The sequence below is a fragment of the Burkholderia stagnalis genome (assembly GCF_039848545.1).
GTDB classification, from domain to species: Bacteria; Pseudomonadota; Gammaproteobacteria; order Burkholderiales; family Burkholderiaceae; genus Burkholderia; species Burkholderia stagnalis.
The window spans coordinates 145,616-168,885 of the sequence record NZ_CP156686.1 but is presented as its reverse complement, the minus strand read 5'-3'; the positions used below and the strand labels follow the sequence as shown (position 1 = coordinate 168,885).

The 23,270-nt window shown below is 65.3% G+C and carries 19 protein-coding genes and 2 pseudogenes; 11 read left to right on the top strand and 10 right to left on the bottom strand.

From position 1 onward, the window contains the following. Positions 1-40 precede the first annotated feature (40 nt). The 6 genes from ltnD to denD all read left to right on the top strand — a co-directional run bounded on the left by ltnD (position 41) and on the right by denD (position 6,128). The gene (ltnD, locus tag ABFO07_RS17610; RefSeq protein ID WP_059565885.1) at positions 41-931 is read left to right on the top strand and encodes an L-threonate dehydrogenase; all 891 of its coding nucleotides are present in this window, start codon (positions 41-43) and stop codon (positions 929-931) included. A 13-nt stretch (positions 932-944) separates the two neighbouring features. Beyond that, complete coding sequence (gene otnK / locus ABFO07_RS17605) at positions 945-2,234, top strand: 3-oxo-tetronate kinase (RefSeq protein ID WP_185642621.1); 1,290 nt, start codon at positions 945-947, stop codon at positions 2,232-2,234. Continuing rightward, a complete protein-coding gene (locus tag ABFO07_RS17600) occupies positions 2,231-2,869 on the top strand; it encodes an aldolase (protein WP_347469345.1) in 639 nt (212 codons plus the stop codon). Before otnK ends, ABFO07_RS17600 begins: the two co-directional genes overlap by 4 nt. A 100-nt stretch (positions 2,870-2,969) precedes the next feature. Continuing rightward, complete coding sequence (locus ABFO07_RS17595) at positions 2,970-4,295, top strand: MFS transporter (RefSeq protein WP_059907487.1); 1,326 nt, start codon at positions 2,970-2,972, stop codon at positions 4,293-4,295. Positions 4,296-4,351: 56 nt separating this feature from the next. Next, positions 4,352-5,128, top strand: coding sequence for a 2-oxo-tetronate isomerase (otnI, locus tag ABFO07_RS17590; protein ID WP_059565889.1), 777 nt, complete (start codon positions 4,352-4,354; stop codon positions 5,126-5,128). 28 nt (positions 5,129-5,156) lie between these two features. Beyond that, positions 5,157-6,128 (top strand): D-erythronate dehydrogenase, encoded by a 972-nt coding sequence (gene denD, locus ABFO07_RS17585; protein ID WP_347469344.1) that lies wholly within the window; start codon positions 5,157-5,159, stop codon positions 6,126-6,128. A 375-nt stretch (positions 6,129-6,503) separates the two neighbouring features. Here denD and ABFO07_RS17580 read toward each other — a convergent pair whose 3' ends face one another. Next, positions 6,504-6,776, bottom strand: coding sequence for a hypothetical protein (locus ABFO07_RS17580; protein ID WP_347469343.1), 273 nt, complete (start codon positions 6,774-6,776; stop codon positions 6,504-6,506). 165 nt (positions 6,777-6,941) lie between these two features. Between ABFO07_RS17580 and ABFO07_RS17575 the strand changes: the two genes are divergently transcribed. Beyond that, positions 6,942-9,008, top strand: a complete 2,067-nt coding sequence (locus tag ABFO07_RS17575; RefSeq protein ID WP_347469342.1) for a c-type cytochrome — start codon at positions 6,942-6,944, stop codon at positions 9,006-9,008. A gap of 16 nt (positions 9,009-9,024) precedes the next feature. On the opposite strand, the gene ABFO07_RS17570 is transcribed toward ABFO07_RS17575, so the two are convergent. Then, positions 9,025-9,951 carry a LysR substrate-binding domain-containing protein gene (locus ABFO07_RS17570; protein WP_347469341.1) on the bottom strand — a complete coding sequence of 309 codons (927 nt, stop codon included), beginning with the start codon at positions 9,949-9,951 and terminating at the stop codon, positions 9,025-9,027. A gap of 163 nt (positions 9,952-10,114) precedes the next feature. Here ABFO07_RS17570 and ABFO07_RS17565 point away from each other — a divergent pair, with 163 nt between their 5' ends. Then, positions 10,115-10,543 carry a PACE efflux transporter gene (locus ABFO07_RS17565; RefSeq protein WP_059986566.1) on the top strand — a complete coding sequence of 143 codons (429 nt, stop codon included), beginning with the start codon at positions 10,115-10,117 and terminating at the stop codon, positions 10,541-10,543. Between the two features lie 93 nt (positions 10,544-10,636). Here ABFO07_RS17565 and acnB read toward each other — a convergent pair whose 3' ends face one another. Both acnB and ABFO07_RS17555 read right to left on the bottom strand, forming a co-directional pair. After that, positions 10,637-13,222: a bifunctional aconitate hydratase 2/2-methylisocitrate dehydratase gene (acnB, locus tag ABFO07_RS17560; RefSeq protein WP_059565895.1), complete on the bottom strand. Its 2,586-nt coding sequence runs from the start codon at positions 13,220-13,222 to the stop codon at positions 10,637-10,639. A 438-nt stretch (positions 13,223-13,660) separates the two neighbouring features. Beyond that, positions 13,661-14,558: pseudogene (locus tag ABFO07_RS17555) on the bottom strand (LysR substrate-binding domain-containing protein). Between the two features lie 166 nt (positions 14,559-14,724). Between ABFO07_RS17555 and ABFO07_RS17550 the strand changes: the two are divergent. Genes ABFO07_RS17550 through ABFO07_RS17540 form a run of 3 tightly spaced genes read left to right on the top strand, consistent with a single transcriptional unit; the run spans position 14,725 to position 16,468 of the window. Continuing rightward, the gene (locus ABFO07_RS17550; protein WP_060289233.1) at positions 14,725-15,270 is read left to right on the top strand and encodes a hypothetical protein; all 546 of its coding nucleotides are present in this window, start codon (positions 14,725-14,727) and stop codon (positions 15,268-15,270) included. A gap of 7 nt (positions 15,271-15,277) precedes the next feature. Then, the gene (locus tag ABFO07_RS17545; protein ID WP_060149445.1) at positions 15,278-15,604 is read left to right on the top strand and encodes a hypothetical protein; all 327 of its coding nucleotides are present in this window, start codon (positions 15,278-15,280) and stop codon (positions 15,602-15,604) included. Between the two features lie 18 nt (positions 15,605-15,622). Beyond that, positions 15,623-16,468 carry an MBL fold metallo-hydrolase gene (locus ABFO07_RS17540; RefSeq protein ID WP_322242593.1) on the top strand — a complete coding sequence of 282 codons (846 nt, stop codon included), beginning with the start codon at positions 15,623-15,625 and terminating at the stop codon, positions 16,466-16,468. Between the two features lie 109 nt (positions 16,469-16,577). Here ABFO07_RS17540 and ABFO07_RS17535 read toward each other — a convergent pair whose 3' ends face one another. From ABFO07_RS17535 to ABFO07_RS17510, 6 genes and pseudogenes are all read right to left on the bottom strand, one after another. Continuing rightward, the gene (locus ABFO07_RS17535; protein WP_059565899.1) at positions 16,578-17,102 is read right to left on the bottom strand and encodes a DUF4411 family protein; all 525 of its coding nucleotides are present in this window, start codon (positions 17,100-17,102) and stop codon (positions 16,578-16,580) included. Beyond that, positions 17,099-18,274: an ImmA/IrrE family metallo-endopeptidase gene (locus ABFO07_RS17530; RefSeq protein ID WP_059801601.1), complete on the bottom strand. Its 1,176-nt coding sequence runs from the start codon at positions 18,272-18,274 to the stop codon at positions 17,099-17,101. Before ABFO07_RS17530 ends, ABFO07_RS17535 begins: the two co-directional genes overlap by 4 nt. A 270-nt stretch (positions 18,275-18,544) precedes the next feature. Beyond that, positions 18,545-19,495, bottom strand: a complete 951-nt coding sequence (locus ABFO07_RS17525; RefSeq protein ID WP_059565901.1) for a choline ABC transporter substrate-binding protein — start codon at positions 19,493-19,495, stop codon at positions 18,545-18,547. A 112-nt stretch (positions 19,496-19,607) separates the two neighbouring features. Continuing rightward, the gene (locus tag ABFO07_RS17520; protein ID WP_059565902.1) at positions 19,608-20,615 is read right to left on the bottom strand and encodes a GlxA family transcriptional regulator; all 1,008 of its coding nucleotides are present in this window, start codon (positions 20,613-20,615) and stop codon (positions 19,608-19,610) included. A gap of 109 nt (positions 20,616-20,724) precedes the next feature. Further along, on the bottom strand, positions 20,725-21,621 hold the full coding sequence (gene choW, locus ABFO07_RS17515) for a choline ABC transporter permease subunit (RefSeq protein ID WP_059880217.1): 897 nt from the start codon (positions 21,619-21,621) through the stop codon (positions 20,725-20,727). Then, positions 21,614-22,902 (bottom strand): annotated as a pseudogene (locus ABFO07_RS17510) (quaternary amine ABC transporter ATP-binding protein); the annotation flags it as partial. The gene choW and the pseudogene ABFO07_RS17510, both read right to left, overlap by 8 nt. Between the last annotated feature and the right edge of the window lie 368 nt (positions 22,903-23,270).

Sequence of the window (23,270 nt, the reverse complement as noted above, 5' to 3'; positions counted from 1 at the left end):
GTAGATGCCGCCCCCTGTCACGAATCGATCAAGGTTGACCATGTCACGAAATGTTGGAGTCATCGGCCTCGGCGCAATGGGCCTCGGCGTTGCGCGCTCGCTGCTGCGCGCGGGCTTCCGCGTGCACGCGTGCGACGTGCGTGAAAGCGTGCTGAACGCATTCGCGGCGGAAGGCGGCATCGCGTGCGCGACGCCCGCCGAGCTCGGCGCGCAGTGCGATGTCGTCGTCACGCTCGTCGTCAATGCGGCGCAGACGGAAACGGTGCTGTTCGGCGAACAGGGCGCTCTCGCGCGGATGAAGCCGGGCGGCGTCGTGATCGCGAGCGCGACCGTCGCGCCCGAGTTCGCGATCGCGCTCGGCGCGCGCATCGAGGCCGCGGGCCTGCAGATGCTCGACGCGCCGGTGTCCGGCGGCGCCGCGCGCGCGGCATCGGGCGAGATGACGATGATGACGTCCGGCCCGGCCGCCGCATACGAAGCCTGCGACGACGTGCTGGCCGCGATCGCGGGCAAGGTCTACCGCCTCGGCGATGCGCACGGCGTCGGCTCGAAAGTGAAGATCATCAACCAGCTGCTGGCCGGCGTGCACATCGCGGCAGCGGCCGAAGCGATGGCGCTCGGCCTGCGCGAAGGCGTCGATCCCGATGCGCTGTACGACGTGATCACGCACAGCGCCGGCAACTCGTGGATGTTCGAGAACCGCGTGCCGCACATCCTGAACGGCGACTACACGCCGCTGTCCGCGGTCGACATCTTCGTGAAGGATCTCGGCCTCGTGCTCGACACCGCGCGCCGCAGCAAATTCCCGCTGCCGCTGTCGGCCGCCGCGCACCAGATGTTCATGAGCGCATCGAGCGCCGGCCACGGCGGCGAGGACGATTCCGCCGTGATCAAGACCTTCCCCGGCATCACGCTGCCGCCTTCCCGTTGATCTGAACGAGGCCATCGTCATGACCGCTTCCCGTCCCCTGCTCGGCTGCATCGCCGACGATTTCACCGGCGCGACCGATCTCGCGAACATGCTCGTCAAGAGCGGCATGCGCACCGTGCAGACGATCGGCGTGCCGGCCGACGGCGCCACGCTCGACGCCGACGCGATCGTCGTCGCGCTGAAGTCGCGCACGATTCCCGCGGCCGACGCGGTCGCGCAATCGCTCGCCGCGTACGAATGGCTGCGCGCGCAGGGCTGCCGCCAGTTCTTCTTCAAGTACTGCTCGACGTTCGACTCCACCGACGCGGGCAACATCGGCCCGGTCGCCGACGCGCTGCTCGACGCGGCCGGCGGCGGCTTCGCGATCGCGTGCCCGGCGTTCCCGGAGAACGGCCGCACGATCTTCCGCGGCCACCTGTTCGTCGGCGATACGCTGCTGAACGAATCGGGAATGGAGAACCATCCGCTCACGCCGATGAAGGACGCGAACCTCGTGCGCGTGCTGCAGCGCCAGACGCCGTCGCGCGTCGGCCTGATCCGCCACGATGCGATCGGCCTCGGCTCCGCCGCGGTGCGCGCGACGATCGCGCAGCTGCGCGCGGAAGGCGCGCGCTTCGCGATCGCCGACGCGCTGTCCGACCGCGATCTCTACGTGCTCGGCGAAGCCTGCGCGGACCTGCCGCTCGTCACCGGCGGCTCGGGCATCGCGCTCGGCCTGCCCGCGAATTTCCGCACCGCTGGCCTGCTGCCCGAGCGCGACAACGCGGCGTCGCTGCCGCGCATCGACGGCTATTCGACGGTGCTCGCCGGCAGCGCGTCGAAGGCGACCAACGCGCAGGTCGCCGAATGGCGCGCGCATCGCCCGAGCTTTCGCATCGATCCGCTCGCGGCGGCGCGCGGCGAGCCGGTCGTCGAGCAGGCACTCGCGTTCGCGCGTTCGCGCCTGCCCGAGCCGGTGCTGATCTATGCGACCGCAACCCCTGACGAAGTGAAGGCCGTGCAGCAGGCGCTCGGCGTCGACGCGGCCGGCCATCTCGTCGAAAGCACGCTCGCCGCGATCGCGCAGGGCCTGCGCGCGCTCGGCGTGCGCAAGTTCGTCGTCGCGGGCGGCGAAACGTCCGGCGCGGTGGTGCAGGCGCTCGACGTGAAGTCGCTGCAGATCGGCGCGCAGATCGATCCGGGCGTGCCCGCGACCGCGACGATCGACGCCGAGCCGCTCGGCCTCGCGCTGAAGTCCGGCAACTTCGGCGCGGTGGATTTCTTCGACAAGGCACTGCGCGCACTCGACGGAGCCGCACGATGAGCCACGAAGCAACACTGCGCGAAGAGATCTGCGTGGTCGGCGCGAGCCTGTATGCGCGCGGCCATGCGGTCGGCAGCGCGGGCAACATCAGCGCGCGTCTGGACGACGGCTGGCTGATCACGCCGACCGACGCATGCCTCGGCCGCCTCGACCCGAACGACATCGCGAAGGTCGGCCTCGACGGCCAGCCGGTGTCGGGTGGCCGGCCGTCGAAGACGCTGACGCTGCATCGCGGCATCTACGCGCGCAACGCCGAAGCGAACGGCATCGTGCATACGCATTCGACACATCTCGTCGCGCTGACGCTTGCGGGCGTGTGGCGCGACACCGACGTGCTGCCGCCGATCACGCCGTACTACGTGATGAAGGTCGGCCACATTCCGCTGATCCGCTACCGCCGCCCCGGCGACGCGGCCGTCGCCGCCGAAGTCGCCGCGCTCGCCGATCGCGTGCGCGGCGTGCTGCTCGACCGTCTCGGCCCGGTGATGTGGGGCCCGTCGGTGTCGCAGGCGTCGTACGCGCTCGAGGAGCTCGAGGAAACGGCGCGCCTGTGGCTGATGACCGAACCGAAGCCCGCGCCGCTGCCGGACGCGGCGCTCGACGAATTGCGCGAGACGTTCGGCGCGCGCTGGTAATCCGTTGCCCGCCGTGTGCGTGGGCCCTTCACTCAGCACACACCTACGACCGGCGGCGTACGCGCCGCCGGCACTCACCATCACTGGATTGGAGACAACGATGACTGCTCTCGACGCGGCCGCAGGCCGTTCGTCCGCCTCGGCCGCCGGTTCGGCCGAGCTGGACCTCACGTACAAGAAAGTGTTCTGGCGCATCGTGCCGTTCCTGATGCTCTGCTACGTGGTCGCCTATCTCGACCGCGTGAACGTGGGCTTCGCGAAGCTGCAGATGTCGCAGGATCTCGCGTTCAGCGAAACCGTGTTCGGGCTCGGCGCGGGGATCTTCTTCCTCGGCTACTTCCTGTTCGAGCTGCCGAGCAACCTGCTGATGCACCGCATCGGCGCGCGCATCTGGATCGCGCGGATCATGATCACGTGGGGCATCCTGTCGGGGCTGTTCGCGTTCGTGCAGACGCCCACGCAGTTCTACGTGCTGCGCTTCCTGCTCGGCCTCGCGGAAGCGGGCTTCTACCCGGGCGTGATCCTGTACCTGACCTACTGGTTCCCGTCGCACCGCCGCGCGAAGATCATCGCGGTGTTCATGTCGGCGATTCCGGTGTCCGGGATCTTCGGCAACCCGCTGTCGGGCTGGATCATGCAGCGCTTCCACGGCGGCTCGGGCTTCCACGGCTGGCAATGGATGTTCATGATCGAGGCCGTGCCCGCGCTGCTGATCGGCATCGCGACGATCCTCTATCTCGACAACAACATTCGCAGTGCAAAGTGGCTGAACGATCGCGAGAAGCAGCTGCTCGAGGACGAAATCGCCGCGCAGCCGCAGGAACAGCAGAAGCACGGCCATTCGCTGAAGGCCGTGTTCTCGGACCCGCGCATGTGGTGGATGTCGCTGATCTACTTCGCGTTCGTCACCGGCCAGTACGGCCTCACGTTCTGGATGCCGACGCTCGTCAAGTCGACCGGCATCACCGATACGTTCCAGATCGGCCTGCTTTCCGCGATTCCGTTCGTCGTCGCGATCGTCGTGATGAACGTGTTCGGCCACAGCGCGGACAAGCGCCGCGAACGCCGCTGGCACCTGATCGTGCCGGCGCTGATGGGCGCCATGGGCTTCGCGGTGGCGGCGTCGTACTCGCACAATACGGCGGTGTCGATCGTGTTCCTGTCGATCGCCGCGGGCGGCGTGCTGACCTGCGCACCGCTGTTCTGGTCGCTGCCGACCGCGTTCCTCGCGGGCACCGCGGCCGCGGCCGGCATCGCGATCATCAATTCGATCGGCAACCTCGCCGGCTTCGCGAGCCCCTACCTGATCGGCTACCTGAAGGACGCGACGCACAGCACGTCGTCCGGCATGTACGTGCTGGCGTCGATGCTCGTGATCGGCGCGATCGCCGTCTGGCTCACGCCGGCCAGACTGGTCAACCGCTAAATGAAACGGGGCGTCGCGTGCGATGCCCCGCCCTCTCACTGACAGGACCTGCTGCCATGCCACGCTTCGCCGCCAACCTCTCGATGATGTACAACGAACACGCGTTCCTCGAGCGCTTCGCCGCCGCCGCGTACGACGGCTTCAAGGCGGTCGAGTACCTGTTCCCGTACGACTTCGCCGCCGAGGACATCCGCGCGCGCCTCGACCAGCACGGCCTCGTGCAGGCGCTGTTCAACGCGCCGCCCGGCGACTGGGCCGCCGGCGAGCGCGGGATCGCATCGCTGCCGGGTCGCGAGGACGAGTTCCGCCGCGGCATCGACACCGCGCTCGATTACGCGCGCGTGATCGGCAACAAGAAGCTGCACGTGATGGCCGGCCTGATCGCGCCGGGCCAGGACCGTGCGCGCCACCGCGCGACCTATGTCGCGAACCTCGCGCACGCCGCGCAGGCGGCCTTCGCGCACGGCATCACGGTCCTCGTCGAGCCGATCAACCAGCGCGACATGCCCGGCTATTTCATCAGCCGGCAGGACGACGCGCATGCGATCTGCGCGGAAGTCGGCGCGCCGAACCTGAAAGTGCAGTTCGACTGCTACCACTGCCAGATCGTCGAGGGCGATCTCGCGATGAAGCTCAAGCGCGACTTTGCGGGCATCGGCCATATCCAGATCGCCGGCGTGCCCGAGCGCCACGAGCCGGACCTCGGCGAGCTGAACTATCCGTACCTGTTCGCGCTGATCGACGCGCTCGGCTACGACGGCTGGATCGGCTGCGAATACCGTCCGAAGGCCGGCACGTCCGACGGCCTCGGCTGGCTGAAGCCTTACCTGTAATCCAAGCATTTCCACGACGGGAACGAACATGAAAGTACTGATCACCGGCGGCGCCGGCTTCCTCGGCCAGCGCCTCGCGCGCAAGCTGCTTGAACGCGGCACGCTGACCGGCGCGGACGGCCGCGCGCAGCCGATCACCGAGCTCGTGCTGCTCGACGTCGTCAAGGGCAGCGATTTCGGCGACGCGCGCGTGACATCGATCGTCGGCGACATCGCCGATCGGGCCGTGCTGGACAACGCGATCGATACGCAGACCGGCGCGATCTTCCACCTCGCGGCGATCGTCAGCGGCCAGGCCGAAGCCGATTTCGATCTCGGGATGCGGATCAACCTCGATGCGTCGCGCACGCTGCTGGAAGTGTGCCGCGCGCGTGGCCATCGCCCGCGCGTCGTATTCACGAGCTCGGTGGCCGTCTACGGCGGCGCGCTGCCGGACGTCGTGCAGGACGACACCGCGCTGAACCCGCAGTCGTCGTACGGCGCGGAAAAGGCGATTGCCGAGCTGCTGCTGTGCGACTACGCGCGGCGCGGCTTCGTCGACGGCCGCGTGCTGCGGCTGCCGACGATCAGCGTGCGGCCGGGCCGGCCGAACGCGGCGGCGTCGTCGTTCGCGAGCGGCATCATCCGCGAGCCGCTGAACGGCGAGGAAAGCGTGTGCCCGGTACCGGGCTCGACGCGCCTGTGGCTACTGTCGCCGCGCGGCGCGATCGACGCGCTGGTCGCGGGCTGCGAGCTCGACGGCGCGCAGCTCGGCAAGAAGCGCGTGATCAACCTGCCGGGGATTTCGGTGAGCGTCGACGAGATGATCGCCGCGCTGCGCGAAGTCGCGGGCGACGATGCGGTGAAGCTGATCCGCCATGTGCCGGACGAGCGCGTCGAGAAGATCGTCGGCAGCTGGCCGGGGCGCTGGGATACGTCGCGCGCGGAAGCGCTCGGATTGAAGGGCGATACGTCGTTTGCCGACGTGATCCGCGCGTATCGCGAGGACGAGCGGCGCTAGGAAGGCGATCGCATCAAGCGAACGAACCCTCGCATGCCGAACGGATGCGAGGGTTTTTTGTGGGTTCGGCGCGGCATGCGCTCACTTGATGGCCTTGCGCCAGAAGACCAGGTAGGCCGCGGCCGACGATGCGACAAGCAACATTGCCCACATCGGAGCCAGGCTGATCAAAACGGAGGTGACGTTGAGCATTTGGATTCCTCACTAACGTGACAACGATTCTCGACACATATCTGCTTCACTCGGAACGCGCGACCTGATCGGGTGTTGCGTTCCGTTTAACCATGCTTTCATGCTACATCTTCAAGCGGCCGCATTCCTGTGGTGTCCTGTCGCACCGGTCATGCGTCAAACCGGCGCAATCCCACAGACGCATCACGCGATGAAGCGCTCGCTCGCGAACTGCGCGTCGGGCACACCCGCCGCGGCGGCGGCCTCCTGTGCGCCACGCACGAGCGCGGGCGGCCCGCACGCGTAGAGATCCGGCAGCACATCGGCTTGCGCCAGCGCCGCGCCCAGCGCATCGACCGGCGTGCCGCGAAACCCGGCCCAGTCATCGCCCGGATGCCGCACTGTCACCGGTGCCGATACGCCCTTGACTCTAGTGCACGCGCGCACGCCGGGCGCTGCGACATTCGTTCGCACCATCGTTGCACGCGCATCGAAGTATTTCCGGATGATGCCGGAATGTTTCGGGTTCCGTGACGATGCATTGCGCGATCGAGTGACGGCTTGTTGATTCCCGTCAGACAGTGCGACTACCCGACGGCGCTACGATGAATCGTCTGACAAGAAGAACCCTCCGCACCCGCAATGAGCTCATCGATCCGCCGCCTGTCGCAGTCGCTCGTCAAAGCCGTCATCTCGATCGCCACACTGCTGCCCGCCTTCACCGCCATCGCTGCCCAATCACCGCAAGCCAACGAAGCCGAGCTCGTGAAACAAGGCGCGTACGTCGCGCGTCTCGGCGACTGCATCGCCTGCCACACGTCGCCGAACGGCGCGCCGCTCGCGGGCGGCCTCGCGTTGGACACGCCGTTCGGCGCGATCTACTCGACCAACATCACGCCGGACGACGCCACCGGCATCGGCCGCTACACGTTCGAGCAGTTCGACCGCGCGATGCGCAAGGGCGTCGCGGCGGATGGCCACCATCTGTATCCGGCGATGCCGTACCCGTCGTTCGCGAAACTCGGCGATGACGACATGCGCGCGCTCTTTGCGTACCTGAAGCAAGGCGTCGCGCCGGTGAAACAGGAGAACAAGCCGCTCGGCGTCAAATGGCCGTTCAACATGCGCTGGGGGCTCGCGCTCTGGAACGCGCTGTTCCTCGACGACACGCGCTACCGGACCAACCCGGCCAAGGACGCGACCTGGAACCGCGGCGCCTACCTCACGCAAGGCGCGGGGCACTGCGGCGCGTGCCATACGCCGCGCGGCGCGGGATTCCAGGAGAAGGCGATGTCCGAAGCGGGCAGCGGCGGGCCGTTGTATCTGTCCGGCTCGACGGTCGAATCGTGGCGGGCCGTCAACCTGCGCTCGCTGTGGCCGGTCGAGGATCTGGTCACGCTGCTCAAGACGGGCCGCAACCGCTTTACGACCGCGTCCGGCGGCATGTCGGACGTGGTTCACCACAGCACGCAATACTTCAGCGACGCGGACCTCACCGCGATCGCCGTGTACCTGAACTCGCTGCCGAACGCGGCGGCGGACCGGCCGGCCGCCGTGTCGCCAACTTACGGCAAACCGGCGGACGGCGCGCCCGCGACGCTCTATACGTCAAAGGGCGGGCTCGGCTACCTGCAGTTCTGCAGCAGCTGCCATCAAGTCGACGGCCACGGCTTCTCGCCGGTGTTTCCGCCGCTGTCCCGCAACCCCGCGGTGCTGTCGCAGCAAACGGATTCGCTGATCCACGTCGCGCTGACCGGGTGGCAAACGCCGCAGACCGATGCCCATCCGCGCGTCTATACGATGCCCGCGTTCAGTCACCTGTCCGACCAGGAGCTGGCCGAGATCCTGACGTTCGTCCGCTCGACCTGGGGCGGCCGCAGCGATCCCGTGTTCGCGCTGGACGTCCGCAAGATGCGCCGCACGCTGGCCGTGAAGGATGGCGGCGCGCCGTCGTTCGACACGCCCCGCTTCGCGAACCTGCTCGACCAGCCGAATGCGCCGCAGCTGGTGCGCGGCATGCGCCTGCATCTCGACACGAAGGCGCTGCTGCCGAACCACGTCGGCGACGCGCTCAATTGCGCGAGCTGCCACCTGAACGCCGGCACGGTGGCGCTTGCGTCGCCGTTCGTCGGCCTGGCCGCGCAGTTCCCGGGCTACGCGCCGCGCGCCGGCAAGGTGATCTCGCTCGCGGAGCGCATCAACGGGTGTTTCCGGCGGTCGATGAACGGCAAGCCGCTGCCGGTCGACTCGAACGACATGAAGGCGATGGTCGCGTACTTCGACTGGATGCGCGGCGGCGCGCGCCCGAAGGACAAGATTGCGGGGCGCGGGGTCGGCAAGATCGACACGACGCTGGTGCCGGACCTCGCGCACGGCAAGGCCGTGTATGCGGCCCAGTGCGCGTCCTGCCATGGCGCGGACGGCGCCGGGATGCGGCGCGCCGACGGCACCGCGATCTATCCGCCGCTGTGGGGCGACCAGTCGTTCAACATCGGGGCCGGCATGGCGCGCCTCTACACGGCCGCGGCGTTCGTGAAGCAGAACATGCCGATCGGGGCGCACGACCGCTTCCCGCTCGGGCAAGGCGGATTGAGCGATCAGGACGCGATCGACGTCGCCGCCTGGTTCACGACGCAGCCCCGCCCGGATTTCCCGGACAAGATCCACGACTGGCCGAAGGGCGGCAAGCCGAAGGACGCGCGCTACTGATGCGCCGGGCCCGGCGTCACGCGGGCCCGCCGTCCGTCATCCGCGCGATCGCCGCGCGCGTGTGCGCGAGCTCGGCGTCGAGCCAGTCGAGGAAGCGCCTGACTTGCGGCTGACGCTCGCGCCCTGGTCGGCACAGCGCGACATAGCGCGCGCCGCCGAGCCGCACCGACGGCTCGATCGACACGAGCGCGCCCCGCTCGACGTGCTCGGCCACGAGCACCGAGCTGGCCAGCACGATGCCCTGCCCGTGCAGCACGGCCTGCAGCGCGTAATGCTCGTCGTCGTAATGCCGGAACACCGCGCGCGGCAGCCAAGCCGTCCGGCCTGCGGCCCGGCACCACGACTGCCAGTTCACCGCCATCGGCGCGGCCGTTTCCCATGCAATCTCGATCAGGTCCGGTGGCCCGTCCGCGCGATGCGCGTCGAAGCCGGCCGCCGCATACGCGCCGAAATATTCGTCGATCAGCGCGTGCTCGAACAGCGCGGGGAAGTCGCGCGACGTCGCGCGGATCGCCAGATCGACGCGTGCGTCGCGCTCGAGATCGACCAGCGCGTTGCCGGTCTCGACCTTGATGTGCAATTGCGGATCAACCTGCCTGAAGCGGCCGAGCCGCGGAATCAGCCACATCGCGGCAAACGCGGGCGTGGTCGTCAGCACGAGCGTGCGCTCGGCCGGCGCCGGTCGCACCGTGTCGAGCCCGCGGCTCAGGTCGAGCAGCGCGTCGTGGCACACGCGAAACAGGCGCGCGCCGTCGTCGGTGAGCCGCACGCCGCTCGCGCCGCGCTCGAACAGCAGCACGCCGAGCCGGCTTTCGAGCGACTTGATCTGGTGCGACACCGCGGCGGGCGTCACCGACAGCTCGTGCGCGGCCGCCTTGAACGTGCCGAGCCGGGCCGACGACTCGAATACGCGCAGCGCGGTCAGGGGAAGTTTTGAGAACACGGGGCCTCGCAGGCCGGATGCGGCCGGGTTGAATTCGCGGGGTTGAATTCGATTCAATCCGGGTGAGATTAGGTGAATTGAACCGTGTGCGCAACGCGCCTAGCCTTGCGGTGCGTCGCCGCTCTTGCGGCGCGCGGCTTTCATCGGAGATCGGAGAACATACGTGCAAGGCTTACCGCGCAAGATCACCCAGGCCATCCTCTACGAAGCGATCGCGATCGGCTGTTTATCGCCTGCGATCGCGGCGATCTTCAAACAGGGGCTCGTGTACTCGGGCTGCCTGTCGGTGACGCTGTCCGCGATCGCGCTGCTGTGGAACATGGTCTACAACACCGCGTTCGAATGGTGGGAATCGACACGCGCGCAGCCGGCTCGCACGCTGCGCCGTCGCATCGTTCATGCGTGCGGCTTCGAGGGTGGGCTGATCTTCATCCTGGTGCCGGTGGTTGCGTGGTGGCTGCGGATTTCGTGGTTCGATGCGCTCGTTGTCGATATCGGGCTGTTTGCGTTTTTCTTTTGCTATGCGTTCGTGTTTCAGTGGGCGTTTGATCGCGTGTTCGATGTGCCGGCGGCGACGAAGGGGGTGGGGTGAGGGGTTAAAAAAAATGGCGCCGCAAGCATCCAGCCTGCGGCGCCATTCCATGTCGCTACGGCAGTCACAACCCGCCGCAGCCCGACAGCGCGCTTACATCTGCACGGTGTCGGCCACTTCCTTGAAGTCTTCGATCTGGTCGAAGTTCATGTACTTGTAGATCTTGTCGCCGTTGGCGCTGAGCACGCCCATATCGGCCATGTACTCCTCCTTGGTCGGAATCTTGCCCAGACGCGAGCAGATCGCCGCCAGTTCCGCCGAGCCGAGATACACGTTCGTGTTCTTGCCCAGGCGGTTCGGGAAGTTGCGGGTCGACGTCGACATGACCGTCGCGCCTTCGCGCACCTGTGCCTGGTTGCCCATGCACAGCGAGCAGCCCGGCATTTCGGTACGCGCACCAGCCGTGCCGAACACGCCGTAGTGACCTTCTTCGGTCAGCTGCTTCTGGTCCATCTTGGTCGGCGGGGCCACCCACAGCTTGACCGGGATGTCGCGCTTGCCTTCCAGCAGCTTCGACGCCGCACGGAAGTGGCCGATGTTGGTCATGCACGAGCCGATGAACACTTCGTCGATCTTCGCGCCGGCGACGTCGGACAGCGTCTTCACGTCGTCCGGATCGTTCGGGCAGGCCACGATCGGCTCGTGGATGTCGGCCAGGTCGATCTCGATGACGGCCGCGTAGTCGGCGTCGGCATCCGGCGACAGCAGTTGCGGGTCGGCCAGCCACTGCTCCATCGCCGCGATGCGGCGCTGCAGGCTGCGCGGATCCTGGTAGCCCTGCGCGATCATCCACTTCAGCAGCGTGACGTTGCTGTTGAGGTATTCGATGATCGGTTCCTTGTTCAGGTGGACCGTGCAACCGGCGGCCGAGCGCTCGGCGGACGCATCCGACAGCTCGAACGCTTGCTCGACCTTCAGGTCGGGCAGGCCTTCGATTTCGAGAATGCGGCCCGAGAAAATGTTCTTCTTGCCCTGCTTGGCGACCGTCAGCATGCCCTGCTTGATCGCGTACAGCGGAATCGCGTTGACCAGGTCACGCAGGGTCACGCCCGGCTGCATCTTGCCCTTGAAGCGGACCAGCACCGATTCCGGCATGTCCAGCGGCATCGTGCCGGTGGCGGCCGCGAAGGCCACCAGGCCCGAGCCGGCCGGGAAGCTGATGCCGATCGGGAAGCGCGTGTGCGAATCGCCGCCGGTGCCGACGGTGTCGGGCAGCAGCATGCGGTTCAACCACGAGTGGATCACGCCGTCGCCCGGGCGCAGCGCGATGCCGCCACGGGTGCTGATGAAGTTCGGCAGGGTCTGGTGCGTCTTCACGTCCACCGGCTTCGGATAAGCGGCGGTGTGGCAGAACGACTGCATGACGAGGTCGGCCGAGAAGCCGAGGCATGCCAGATCCTTCAGTTCGTCGCGGGTCATCGGGCCCGTGGTGTCCTGCGAGCCGACCGAGGTCATCTTCGGTTCGCAGTACGTGCCCGGGCGCACGCCCTGGCCTTCCGGCAAGCCGCACGCGCGGCCGACCATCTTCTGCGCGAGCGAGAAGCCCTTGCCGCTGTTGGCCGGCTGGTGCGGCAGGCGGAACAGCGTCGACGGCGCCAGGCCCAGCGCCTCACGCGCCTTCGCGGTCAGGCCGCGGCCGATGATCAGCGGAATGCGGCCGCCGGCGCGCACTTCGTCGAACAGCACGTCGGACTTGACCTGGAACTCGGCGATCACGGCGCCGTTCTTCAGCGCCTTGCCTTCGTACGGGCGCAGTTCGACCACATCGCCCATTTCCATCTGCGACACGTCGAGCTCGATCGGCAGCGCGCCGGCGTCTTCCATCGTGTTGTAGAAGATCGGGGCGATCTTGCCGCCGAGGCACACGCCGCCGAAGCGCTTGTTCGGCACGAACGGGATGTCTTCGCCCGTGAACCACAGCACCGAGTTGGTTGCCGACTTACGCGAGGAGCCGGTGCCGACCACGTCGCCCACGTAGGCGACCAGATGGCCCTTTTCCTTCAGCGACTCGATGAACTTGACCGGGCCGCGCTTGCCGTCTTCTTCCGGGGTGATGCCCGGGCGCGCGTTCTTCAGCATCGCCAGCGCGTGCATCGGGATGTCCGGGCGGGTGGTGGCGTCCGGCGCCGGCGACAGGTCGTCGGTGTTGGTTTCGCCCGTCACCTTGAAGACGGTGATCGTCAGGCTTTGCGGCACTTCCGGACGGCTCGTGAACCACTCGGCATCGGCCCAGCTCTGCAGCACGGCCTTCGCGTGCACGTTGCCCTTGTCGGCCAGTTCCTTCACGTCGTGGAACTGGTCGAACATCAGCAGGGTTTTCTTCAGTGCGTCGGCGGCGACGGCAGCCACGGCGTCATCGGACAGCAGCTCGATCAGCGGCTGGATGTTGTAGCCGCCCAGCATCGTGCCGAGCAGTTCGGTCGCGCGCTCGCGCGAGATCAGCGGGCAGGCGGTCTCGCCCTTGGCGACGGCGGCCAGGAAGCCGGCCTTCACGCGGGCGGCTTCGTCCACGCCGGCGGGTACGCGGTGGGTGATCAGGTCGAGCAGGGTCTGCTCTTCGCCGGCAGGCGGATTCGCCAGCAGTTCGACCAGTTCGGCGGTCTGCTGAGCCGTCAGCGGCAGGGGGGGAATACCGAGCGCGGCGCGGGCGGCCACGTGAGCACGAAAGTTTTCAAGCATGGGGGGACCTGCTGATATTGCGTTTCAGGGGAAGGCCTTTCAGGCGCTCCGAGGCTGTTCCGGGCACTGCATCGATCGGGATTCTAATCCCAATATCGTGGAGCGTCAAATGTCTTATGTCTTATATAAGAGTTAAGAGAGGAAGCAGCGGGAATCCGGGTTGCCGCGAGTGGCTGCGCTTTTCGTGCGAAATCCGGCGGCTTGGGCGGGAGCCCTGTCGGGCGTGGTGTTCCGGGTAATTCGGGCGACCGTATACGGGCGCGAAGACGATCTGCGGCCATCTTCCCGGCCGCGATTCCGGGCGATCCACTGGCGTGAGGCCGACCGTACCGGGTCTGAATTTCGGTATGTGGAACCCGGGTGCGAGCCGTTCGAAGCGGCCGCCTGGCGAAGGAATCGCTAAAAACGACGCCTTTGCGACGACCATCAGGCGCTGCTTCAAGGTGCCACGCCGCGGGCTTCGTCAAGAATCCACTTCGCAAACGCCTGTAGCGGCGCCTCGCTCAATTCGATCGGCTCGGGGAGAACGAGGCAGAAGTTTTTGCTGATTGCCTTGCCGTCCGGCCAAGGCGCGACCAAGCGGCCCTGTTCGAGCTCTGCCCCGATGTAAAGACGCGGCACCAATGCGACACCCAGGCCGGCTAGCGCCGCTTCTATCAGCATGGAATGGAGATCGTAACGTGCGCCGATCGCCGAATTGGTCAGCTCGATGCCGGCCTCTTGTGCATAGATCTGCCATGCATCCGGGTTTTGTCGCCGGTGAAGACGCGGCAGCGCATCCAGCGACGTGTTCGCACCGGCGTCTGCGAGGAGCGCCGGACTACAGACGGGCACGAGCACCTCCTCCAGCAGATGATGCAGATGCATGCATGCCCGCCCACGCCGGATGCTCGAAATGAATCGCTGCGTCGAAACCGCTGCCGGCAAGCAGGAACGGCTCCATACGTTCGGCGATATGCACGGTAACGTTCGGATGCTGATTTTGAAAATGCTTCAACCGGGGAATCAGCCAACGGGTGGCGAACGTCGGAATCGCGGCGATATCGATGCTCGCGCCCTCGATCGGCTGCCCCATCAGATACAGGCTGTCCCGTTCCAGCCGATCCAGGATCTCGCGAACCTGCATCGCGTATCGCGTGCCGTTGGGTGCAAGTCGTACCCGATTTCCAACGCGCTCGAACAGCGCAACGCCCAGAAATGCCTCCAGCCGGCCAATCTGCCGACTGACGGCGCCCTCGGTCCGCGCCAATTCCTCCGCGGCGCGGGCAAAGCTTCCATGTCGAGCCGCAGCCTCGAATGCCAGGAGCGCGGAATTGCTTGGAACCTTACGTCGCATGGGAATCTCGTCGATCAGAACGTGTTCGCTGTCAGCTTGAGCAAATGTCACCGAAGGCTGACTTTATTTCGATATATAGGCCGGAAATGCGAGCCTACCATTACGTAACTGCAATGAACACGAACCGTTCGCAGACGAATGCCCATCCGCCACAAAGGACAATCTGGTGATCTATACCGTGGAATGCAGCTTCGCCGATCCCGATAGCGAAGCCGAATGGAACGACTTCTATAGCCTTGAAAAGCTGCCCGCCCTCATCTCGGTGACCGGCTTTCACACGTCGCAGCGCTTCAGATCGATCGGCGATGGTTGCCCCGTCTATCTGGCCATTCACACGATCGACGGTATCGACGTCCTGACGGGGGAGGAATATCGCCGGAAAGGCGGCGGCAACTTCGCAAGGTGGCAGCAGCACATTACCGACTGGCACCGAAATCTTTACAGCGATATCGGCCCGGCACCGGCGGTCAAGGCTGACGAACGACTCGTGCTATGTGCAAGCGGCCCCGATCCCCTGATCCAGATGGGCCTCGCACCGTTGGCCCTGCAAGCCGTTGCGCTGGAGCGTTTTCCGGAACGCCGTTGGCTCGCAATACTGCCCCAGGAAAACGCTCGGCTTGTCGAGAATGTCCCTGACGGCCTGCACCTTTACGCGCCGATGACGCAGCAACTGACAAGCGCCCGCCCTCTTTCGACAGCACAGAAAAAGTAGGCCCGCGATGCCGAACGTTACTTTTTATATTCATGCGGAGAAAATGCCGCCCGATGAGCGCCTTGCCGAACTTTCGCGCGACTGCATCGAACTCTGTACAAACGTCCTCGAAGCCGAACTCGAAAACGTTCACGTCATCTATGTGGACGCTCGGCATGGACACGGGCATCCCGTCTTCGCGGAAATCCACTATCGCCTCGAGACGTTCCGCACGCCTGCGGTCATGAACCGGTTCATGGAGGGCCTGGAGAGCGCCATCGTTCGCCGCACGGGTCTCACGGCGCGCATCCGTTGTTTCGGTCATGCCGCGTCGAACATTCACGCGCGAAATTAGCCGGTCCGGAGAAGCGTTGTGTCCACCCTTACCTTTCCAAGTCAGCAAGCCGGGGATTTCACGATCACCGCAATCAGCGATGGCTACCTCACCGCCAGCCTCGACTTTCTCTCGAACATCGACGCGTCCGAGGCTGTCGATATGCAGCGTGATGCAGGGCAGAACGCACCTTCCGCGGTGCATATCAATTGCTACGTGGTACGCGGAGCGGGGCGCACGATTCTCATCGACGCTGGGGCTGGAGGGGTCAAGCAATGGGGCGGCCGCCTGAAGGACAATTTATTGCTTGCCGGCGTCGAACCCGCGTCGATCGACACCGTCCTGCTTACGCACGCCCACCCTGACCATGTAGGTGGACTGATGAATACAGCCGGACAAGCTGCCTTTCCGCATGCGGAGCTCGTTGCTCATCAACGAGAAGTCGAATTTTGGCAGGATGACGGAAATCTGGCGCGTGCCAGCGAGCGGGCGCGCGGCAATTTCCTGATTGCGCGTCATGCGTTCGACGGCTACCGCGACAAGCTCCGTACGTTCGATCACGGAGAAGTGCTTCCCGGGATCAGGGCGACGCCGCTACCGGGGCATACCGACGGGCACACCGGATATCTCGTCGAATCGCGTGATCGGAGCGTTCTCGTCTGGGGGGATATCGTTCACTTCCCTCACATCCAGATCAAACGGCCAGACGTATCGATTGCATTCGATCAAGACCAGTCCGTTGCCGCCACCACGCGATCACGGCTTCTGGACATGGTCAGCTCGGAGGGGTTGTTGATCGCCGGCATGCATTTGGGGGAACTCGGCTTTGCGCGAGTCACGCGAACGAGGGGGGAGTATGGTCTGCTTTACGAGACGGAAACATGAGACCGCGAACAGCAGTAACCATATTCGATACCACTCTGGCACTCGGCACGGGAACGACTACGAACACTGCGATGCCGTTACGATCGCCTTGGCCAGATGAACTCCCGGACTATGCAGCCGGCTTAGTCCAAGCGGTCGTGAAGCCAAGCTCCCGCAGCATTGTGAAAGTGTTGCAAACTGAAACGCCATTGTCGTGACACACGTCCGGCACGCGGCGATTCGCTCGTTTTTTGGCCGGTGCAGACACTTCGATTGATACTACGACGCGGTTGTCGGGGTCCGCTACCGCGTATGCAATCAAGAAGGGATCTCTCCCGACTTCTTCAAGTTCGGTTTCGTCGAGGTCAGGTGCATAGCCTTTCGCTATGACAGAGGCAACGATTTCAGGAGCGGCATCTTCTTGCAAAACGAGCTTCTCATAAACGTCTGCGCGATTGAGCCATGTCACTAGCGCGTCTTTCTTAGCCTTGCCGCCACCGTCGCGGACTTCCTCTAACGTCTCGATCGGCATCTTCACATGCCCGCACTCGGCCATGTGCAGCAGCCATTCCCAGAATACCGGCACCATCTCCATCGAGTAGTAGTCGCGGTTGGCAGTAATCAGTACGTTAGCGTCAAGGAGATAAAGCTTCATGCTGCCCCTACCAACGCCTGAACATTGGTCGGTCTGACGCCCAAGATTCGGCCCGCTTTGGTCGGCGTCACAAAGCCCTCTGCTATCGCTCTACGTGTTACTTCAACAAGCGCGTTTCCTACCCGGTGTCGTTTCACCACGTAGTAGTTTGGACCTCCTGCGTCTGCTGCCTGCTCTTTCTTCTTGGCTCGTTCCGCCTCCCAGCTTCGGCGAAACTCGTCCGTAAACTCCGACCATTGTTTGCGATCGATCTGGCGGCGTTTCAGCAGTCGATAGACAACGAGGGCCCGGCTTACCTTACGCCGGCTCGCGAACTCGCTGATAGCCGAAATCACTTCGTGCCGGTCGCCGCCCAACTTCTGAAGCTCGTCCATCTCGGCTTCAGGCAGAAGGATTTCACTTGCGATGTCATTGCAGAACTGTTCGATCTTCTGCTCGAAATCAGCTCCGCTCAAACCCGTACGTCCAAGCCAGATATGCGCCAACTCGTGAAGCAGAGTGAACGACCACGCTACTTTCGCGTCCTGATCGTTGACAACGATGAAGGGCGCTACTTTTTCTGCCAACGCGAAGCCTCTGAAAACATCCGTGCTAAGTGCGGTGTGATGAGTGCCAAGGCTGCCGATAAGAAGCACAAAGACACCAAGCTTCTCAGTCAGTCCGCGTATGTAGTTGAACGACTCTTCGACGGTCTTTTTGCGCCGAAACTCATTCAGATCGAACGAGAGCCGTTTGCATATCACCTTGGCCGCATAGTCTACCGGTTGAGCCAACGTGATACTGCCGACGAAATTCAAGGGCTCCGCCTCGTCCGTGTCTTCGAGAATAGATCTCACCAGACGTTGGCGGACAAATACATCGCGAACGAGGGCATCCAACTTGGGGGCACTTTCGAACTCGCGACCTCCGGGAAGCGTTCGGAAGTCTTCGCCCCGTTCGCTTTTCACAGGAGGTTGCTGGAGATAGAACGTAAGAAGCGGCCGGCGATAGACTTTCGCCATTTTGAGGAGCAGAGCGCGGCTCGGGGCCTTCGTACCCTGCTCGTACACTCCGAGCACGTCAGGGCCGCTTTGTCGAGCACCGCCGAGTTGCAACGACTTGGCGGCCTCGTCGATGCCGAGGCCAGCAGTTTCTCTAGCCCATACGAGGATTTGAGGGTTGACCTGCGGCATCTTGGTGAAATTCGGTACTTAGTTGGACAAGCCCATTATAGGCATACATTCTCGAAGGTTATCACAGAGCAACAAGGCGCGAGACTCAGGCGCGCAGCGCCCCGCCGAGCACAAAAAAGTCATCGTGGATTACCAGCGAACGCTCGCCTCGGCGGTCGCAACTGGCGGCCGCGCCCCGCCAATCCGCGATAAACAAAAAAAGCGGCCCGTCAGACCGACAGGCCGCCAACATCAGCGCGCATCACCCGCGCGCCTCTCGCACAGCATCAATCAATGAATCCCGAGATAGCTCTTCACCGCCGGCAGCCCCGGCTTGCCGTCGAGCGTCGTCACGCCCGCGAGCCATTTGTCGAGCACCTGCGGATTCTCCTTCAGCCACTTGGCCGCGGCCTTGTTCGGATCCTCCTTGTTCATGATCGGCACCATCACGTGGTTCTCGATCGTCGTCGTGAACTGCAGGTTCGACACGAACTTCGCGACGTTCGGGCAGCGCTGCGCGTAGTCGGGCGGCGTCGCGGTCAGCACCTTCGCTTCACCGTAGTTCGGGCCGAACACGTCGTCGCCGCCGGTCAGGTAATCGATCTTCATCTGCACGTTCATCGGATGCGGCTCCCACCCAAGGAACACGATCCACTGCTTGTCGCGGATCGCGCGGTTCACCTCGACCAGCATGCCCGCCTCGCTCGACTCGACGAGCTTGAACTTGCCCAGGCCGAACTGGTTGCCGTCGATCATCTTCTTGATCAACTGGTTGCCGTCGTTGCCCGGCTCGATCCCGTAGATCCGGCCGTTCAGCTTGTCCGCGAACTTCTGGATGTCGGCGAACGACTTCAGCCCGCCCTGGTACACGTAGTCGGGCACCGCGAGCGTGTATTTCGCGCCAGTCAGGTTCGGCGTCGCGAGCACCTTGATCGTGCCGGCCTTCGTGAACGGCTGGATGATCGGGTCCATCGTCGGCGACCAGTAGCCGAGGAACACGTCGATCTGCTTGCTCTTGATCCCCGCGAACGTGATCGGCACCGATGCGATCGTCTTCGTCGGCGCATAGCCGAGGCCCTGCAGCATCGTCGATGCCAGCCCCGTCGTCGCCGCGATGTCGGACCAGCCGACGTCCGCGAACCGGACGTTCTTGCACACCGGCGGGTCGGCCGCATACACGGTCGAAACCGGCGCGGCGGCGAAACCGACGCCACATGCCGCCGCGATCAGTAGTCGCTTCATCTTTCTTCTCCTCAAGGTGATGTCGTTCGCATGAAATCCGGGATCTGGAATGAAAGCCGCGCGCCGCGATCCCGGCGGCGTCACGGGCCGTACAGACAAACACTCGCGCCGCTCAGCGCCCCGGCAGCCGGCGTTCGTAACTGGGCGCGTGGCCGAACTGCGCGCGGTACGCCTTGCTGAAATGGCATGGCGAATGGAACCCGCAGATCGTCGTCACGCGCGCGATCGACGCGTCGGTCGTGCGCAGCAGGTCGCGCGCGCGCTTGAGCCGCAGCGTCAGGTAATAGTGGGTGGGCGACACGTTCAGGTAGACCTTGAACATCCGCTGCAGATGCCGCTGCGACAGCCGCACGAGCCGCGCGAGCTCCTCGAGCGACAGCGGCTCCTCGATGTTCGCCTCCATCAGCCGCACGACCTCGATCAGCTCCGCGCGCGAGAAACCGACCCGCGCGTCGACCGGAATCGGCTGCGGATCGGTCGCGCTGCGGATGCGCTCGAGGATGAACTGCTCCGACACCTGCGCGGCCAGCTGCTGCCCGAAGCGCGCGCCGACGAGGTTCAGCATCAGGTCGAGCGGCGCGGTGCCGCCGGTGCAGGTCAGGCGGTCGCGGTCGACGACGAACAGCTCGTCGGCGAAATTCACCTGCGGGAACTCCGTATGCAGCGCGGACAGGTTTTCCCAATGGACGGTGCAGCGATAGCCGTCGAGCAGCCCGCTCGACATCAGCGCATACGCACCCGTGCAGATGCCGCCGAGCGGCATCCCGCGATCGGCGAGCGACGCAAGCGTGTCGCGCGCGCCGTCATCGACCACGTCGCGGATGCGGATCCCGCCGCAGACGATCATCACGTCCGGCAAGCGCTCGGGGTCGAGCGCCTGCGTCGGCCGCACGGCGATGCCGTTGCTCGCATGCACCGGCGCGCCGTCGAGCGAGTAGATCGACCACCGGTAGTGGTCGGCGCGCCCGACGTAGTTCGCCATGCGCAGCACTTCGACCGCGCTCGAAAACGCGATCATCGAGAAATTCGGCAGCGTCAGAAAGCCGAAGTGCGCGAGGGACGAAACCGGGGAAACGCGGGCGGCAGGCGCAAAAGCGGCAGCGGCGGCGGCGGACGTCACATCGCTCTCCTAACGAGCAGGTGGCACGAGGTCAGCCCCGCGGCCGCAGCCGCGGGAAGCCGATGCATGAACGGAGCAGGCGGCCGGTGCAAGCCTGGCCGCCGGTCAATCAGGCCTGCGCGGGCGCGGCCTTGACGCGAAACAGCTGCTTGAGGCCCGCGAACAGCGGTGCGCGTGCGGTGCCTGGCGCGCGGCCGAAGCTTTCGGTGATGCGGTCGAGGATGATCGCGAGCAGCACCACCGACAGGCCGCTTTCGAAGCCGAGGCCGATATCCAGGCGCTGGATGCTGGCGAGCACGTCGTTGCCGAGGCCGCCCGCGCCGACCATCGACGCGATGATCACCATCGACAGCGCCATCATGATCGTCTGGTTCACGCCCTGCATGATCGACGGCAGCGCGTTCGGGAACTGCACCTTGTACAGCAGCTGCCACGGCGTGCAGCCGAACGCCTGCCCCGCTTCGACGATCTCGCGGTTCACGTGGCGGATGCCGAGGCTCGTCAGGCGCACGGCCGGCGGCATCGCGAAGATCACCGTCGACAGGATGCCCGGCACGCGGCCGAGGCCGAACAGCATCGCGGCCGGAATCAGGTACACGAAGGCCGGCATCGTCTGCATCAGGTCGAGGATCGGGCGCACGATCGCCGCGACCCACTTGCTCTTCGCGGCCCAGATGCCGAGCGGGATGCCGAGCACGAGGCTGATGATCGTCGACGACAGCGTGAGGCCGAGCGTGATCACGGTCTGATCCCAGAAGCCGGTCGCGAAGATCAGCAGCAGCGACGCGGTGACGAACAGCGCGAAGCGCCAGCCCACCCGCCACAGCCCGACGCCGATGAAGATCGCCATCATCAGCCACATCGGGATCGCCTGCAGGCTGTGCTCGACGAATGCCGCGAGACCCTCGATCGCTTGACCGATCGCATCGAACGTCTTCGCGTCGTGGTCGAGCAGGTAGTGAACGGACTGGTCGACCCAGGAACCGAGCGGAATCATTTCAGACATGGGAGCCTCGCGAACGCGTGATGGCCTTCAGGATGAGCGCACGATCGACCGAGCCGCAATAGCAGCCGTCGTCGTCGACGACGGGCAGTGCATTCGGGCTCGCGACCACGCGCGCGACGACATGTTCGAGCGACGCATCGCGCCGGATGCTTTCGATCGGCCGCACGGACGGCGTGTCCTGCCCGATCGCCTCGCGCGTGACGAAGCCGCGGATCTTGCGTGCGGCGTCGAGCACGAACGCGTATTCGGCGCTGCCGTTCAGCGTCGCCGCGACGTTCGCGGCATCGCACTTCGACAGGGTCGGCACGGCACCCGTCTGCATCAGGTCGCCCGCGGTCAGATAGCGGCTCGTGTCGATGCCGTCGAAGAACGCGCGCACGTAATCGTCGGCCGGGTTCGCGATGATGTCCTGCGGCGTGCCGACCTGCACGAGCCGGCCGCCTTCCATGATCGCGATGCGGTTGCCGATGCGCAGCGCCTCTTCCAGATCGTGCGACACGAACATGATCGTGCGGCGCTGCTCCTTCTGCAGTTGCAGCAGCACGTCCTGCATTTCCCGGCGCTTCAGCGGATCGAGCGCGGAGAACGCCTCGTCCATGATCATCAGCGACGGGTTCACGGCCAGCGCGCGGGCGAGGCCGACGCGCTGCTGCATGCCGCCCGACAGCTCGGACGGCAGCTTGTGCGAAAACGGTGCGAGGCCGACCTGCTCGAGCACCTCCATCGCGCGCCGTTCACGCTCCTTCTTGCCGACGCCCGCGACCTCGAGGCCGAACGCGGCATTCGACACCACGGTGCGATGCGGCATCAGCGCGAACGACTGGAACACCATGCTCATGTCCTTGCGGCGCAGCGCGGTGAGCGCCGAGCGGCGCGCCGACGCGACGTCGAGGCCGTCGATCATCACCTTGCCGGCGCTCGGATCGACCAGCCGGTTCACGAGGCGGATCAGCGTGGATTTGCCGGAGCCGGACAGGCCCATCAGCACGAAAATTTCGCCTTCCTGCACGTCGAACGACACATTGTGCACGCCGACGACCTGGCCCGTGCGCTTGAGTACGTCATCCTTCGTCGCACCGGCAGCGAGCATGTCGAGCGCCTGCTGCGGGTTGCTTCCAAAAACCTTGCACAGACCTTCGACTACGACCTTGGGGGCATCCATCGAAACCTTCTCCTCGTGTAGCGGGGACTCACGCATGTCACAGCGTGCCTACATAGTTGCCAGAAAAAACCCCGACCTGCCGACGAATTACGACAAACGCTTGCGCAAATACGACACAGGGGAAAATACCCCTCCGGCCGCGCCGGGCGAGGCTGTGCGGCCGGCGCGGGAGGTTTGCGGCGTCGCAATACGCGCGCGGCCCGCGCCAGCAAGGCTCGCGGCCGGATCTTGTGCGGAGCAGCGTGCGGGGAGACGGGCGGTCGAATCGGCGGGAATCCAGCCGGCGCGCGTCGCTTTCTGACAAATCCGCGTCCGATCGGGCGGTTTGGCGCGCGCGAGAAAAAGAATGATCGTGCGGAAAATCGGCGGGAAGGTGATGCTCGGCGCTCGCCGGCAGGTGTCGTCATCGACGGAGCCGAAAGCGATGCAGTCATCGGCGGAACCGAAAGCCGGCGCTCCCGGCCATCCGCCGACGAGATGGCTATAC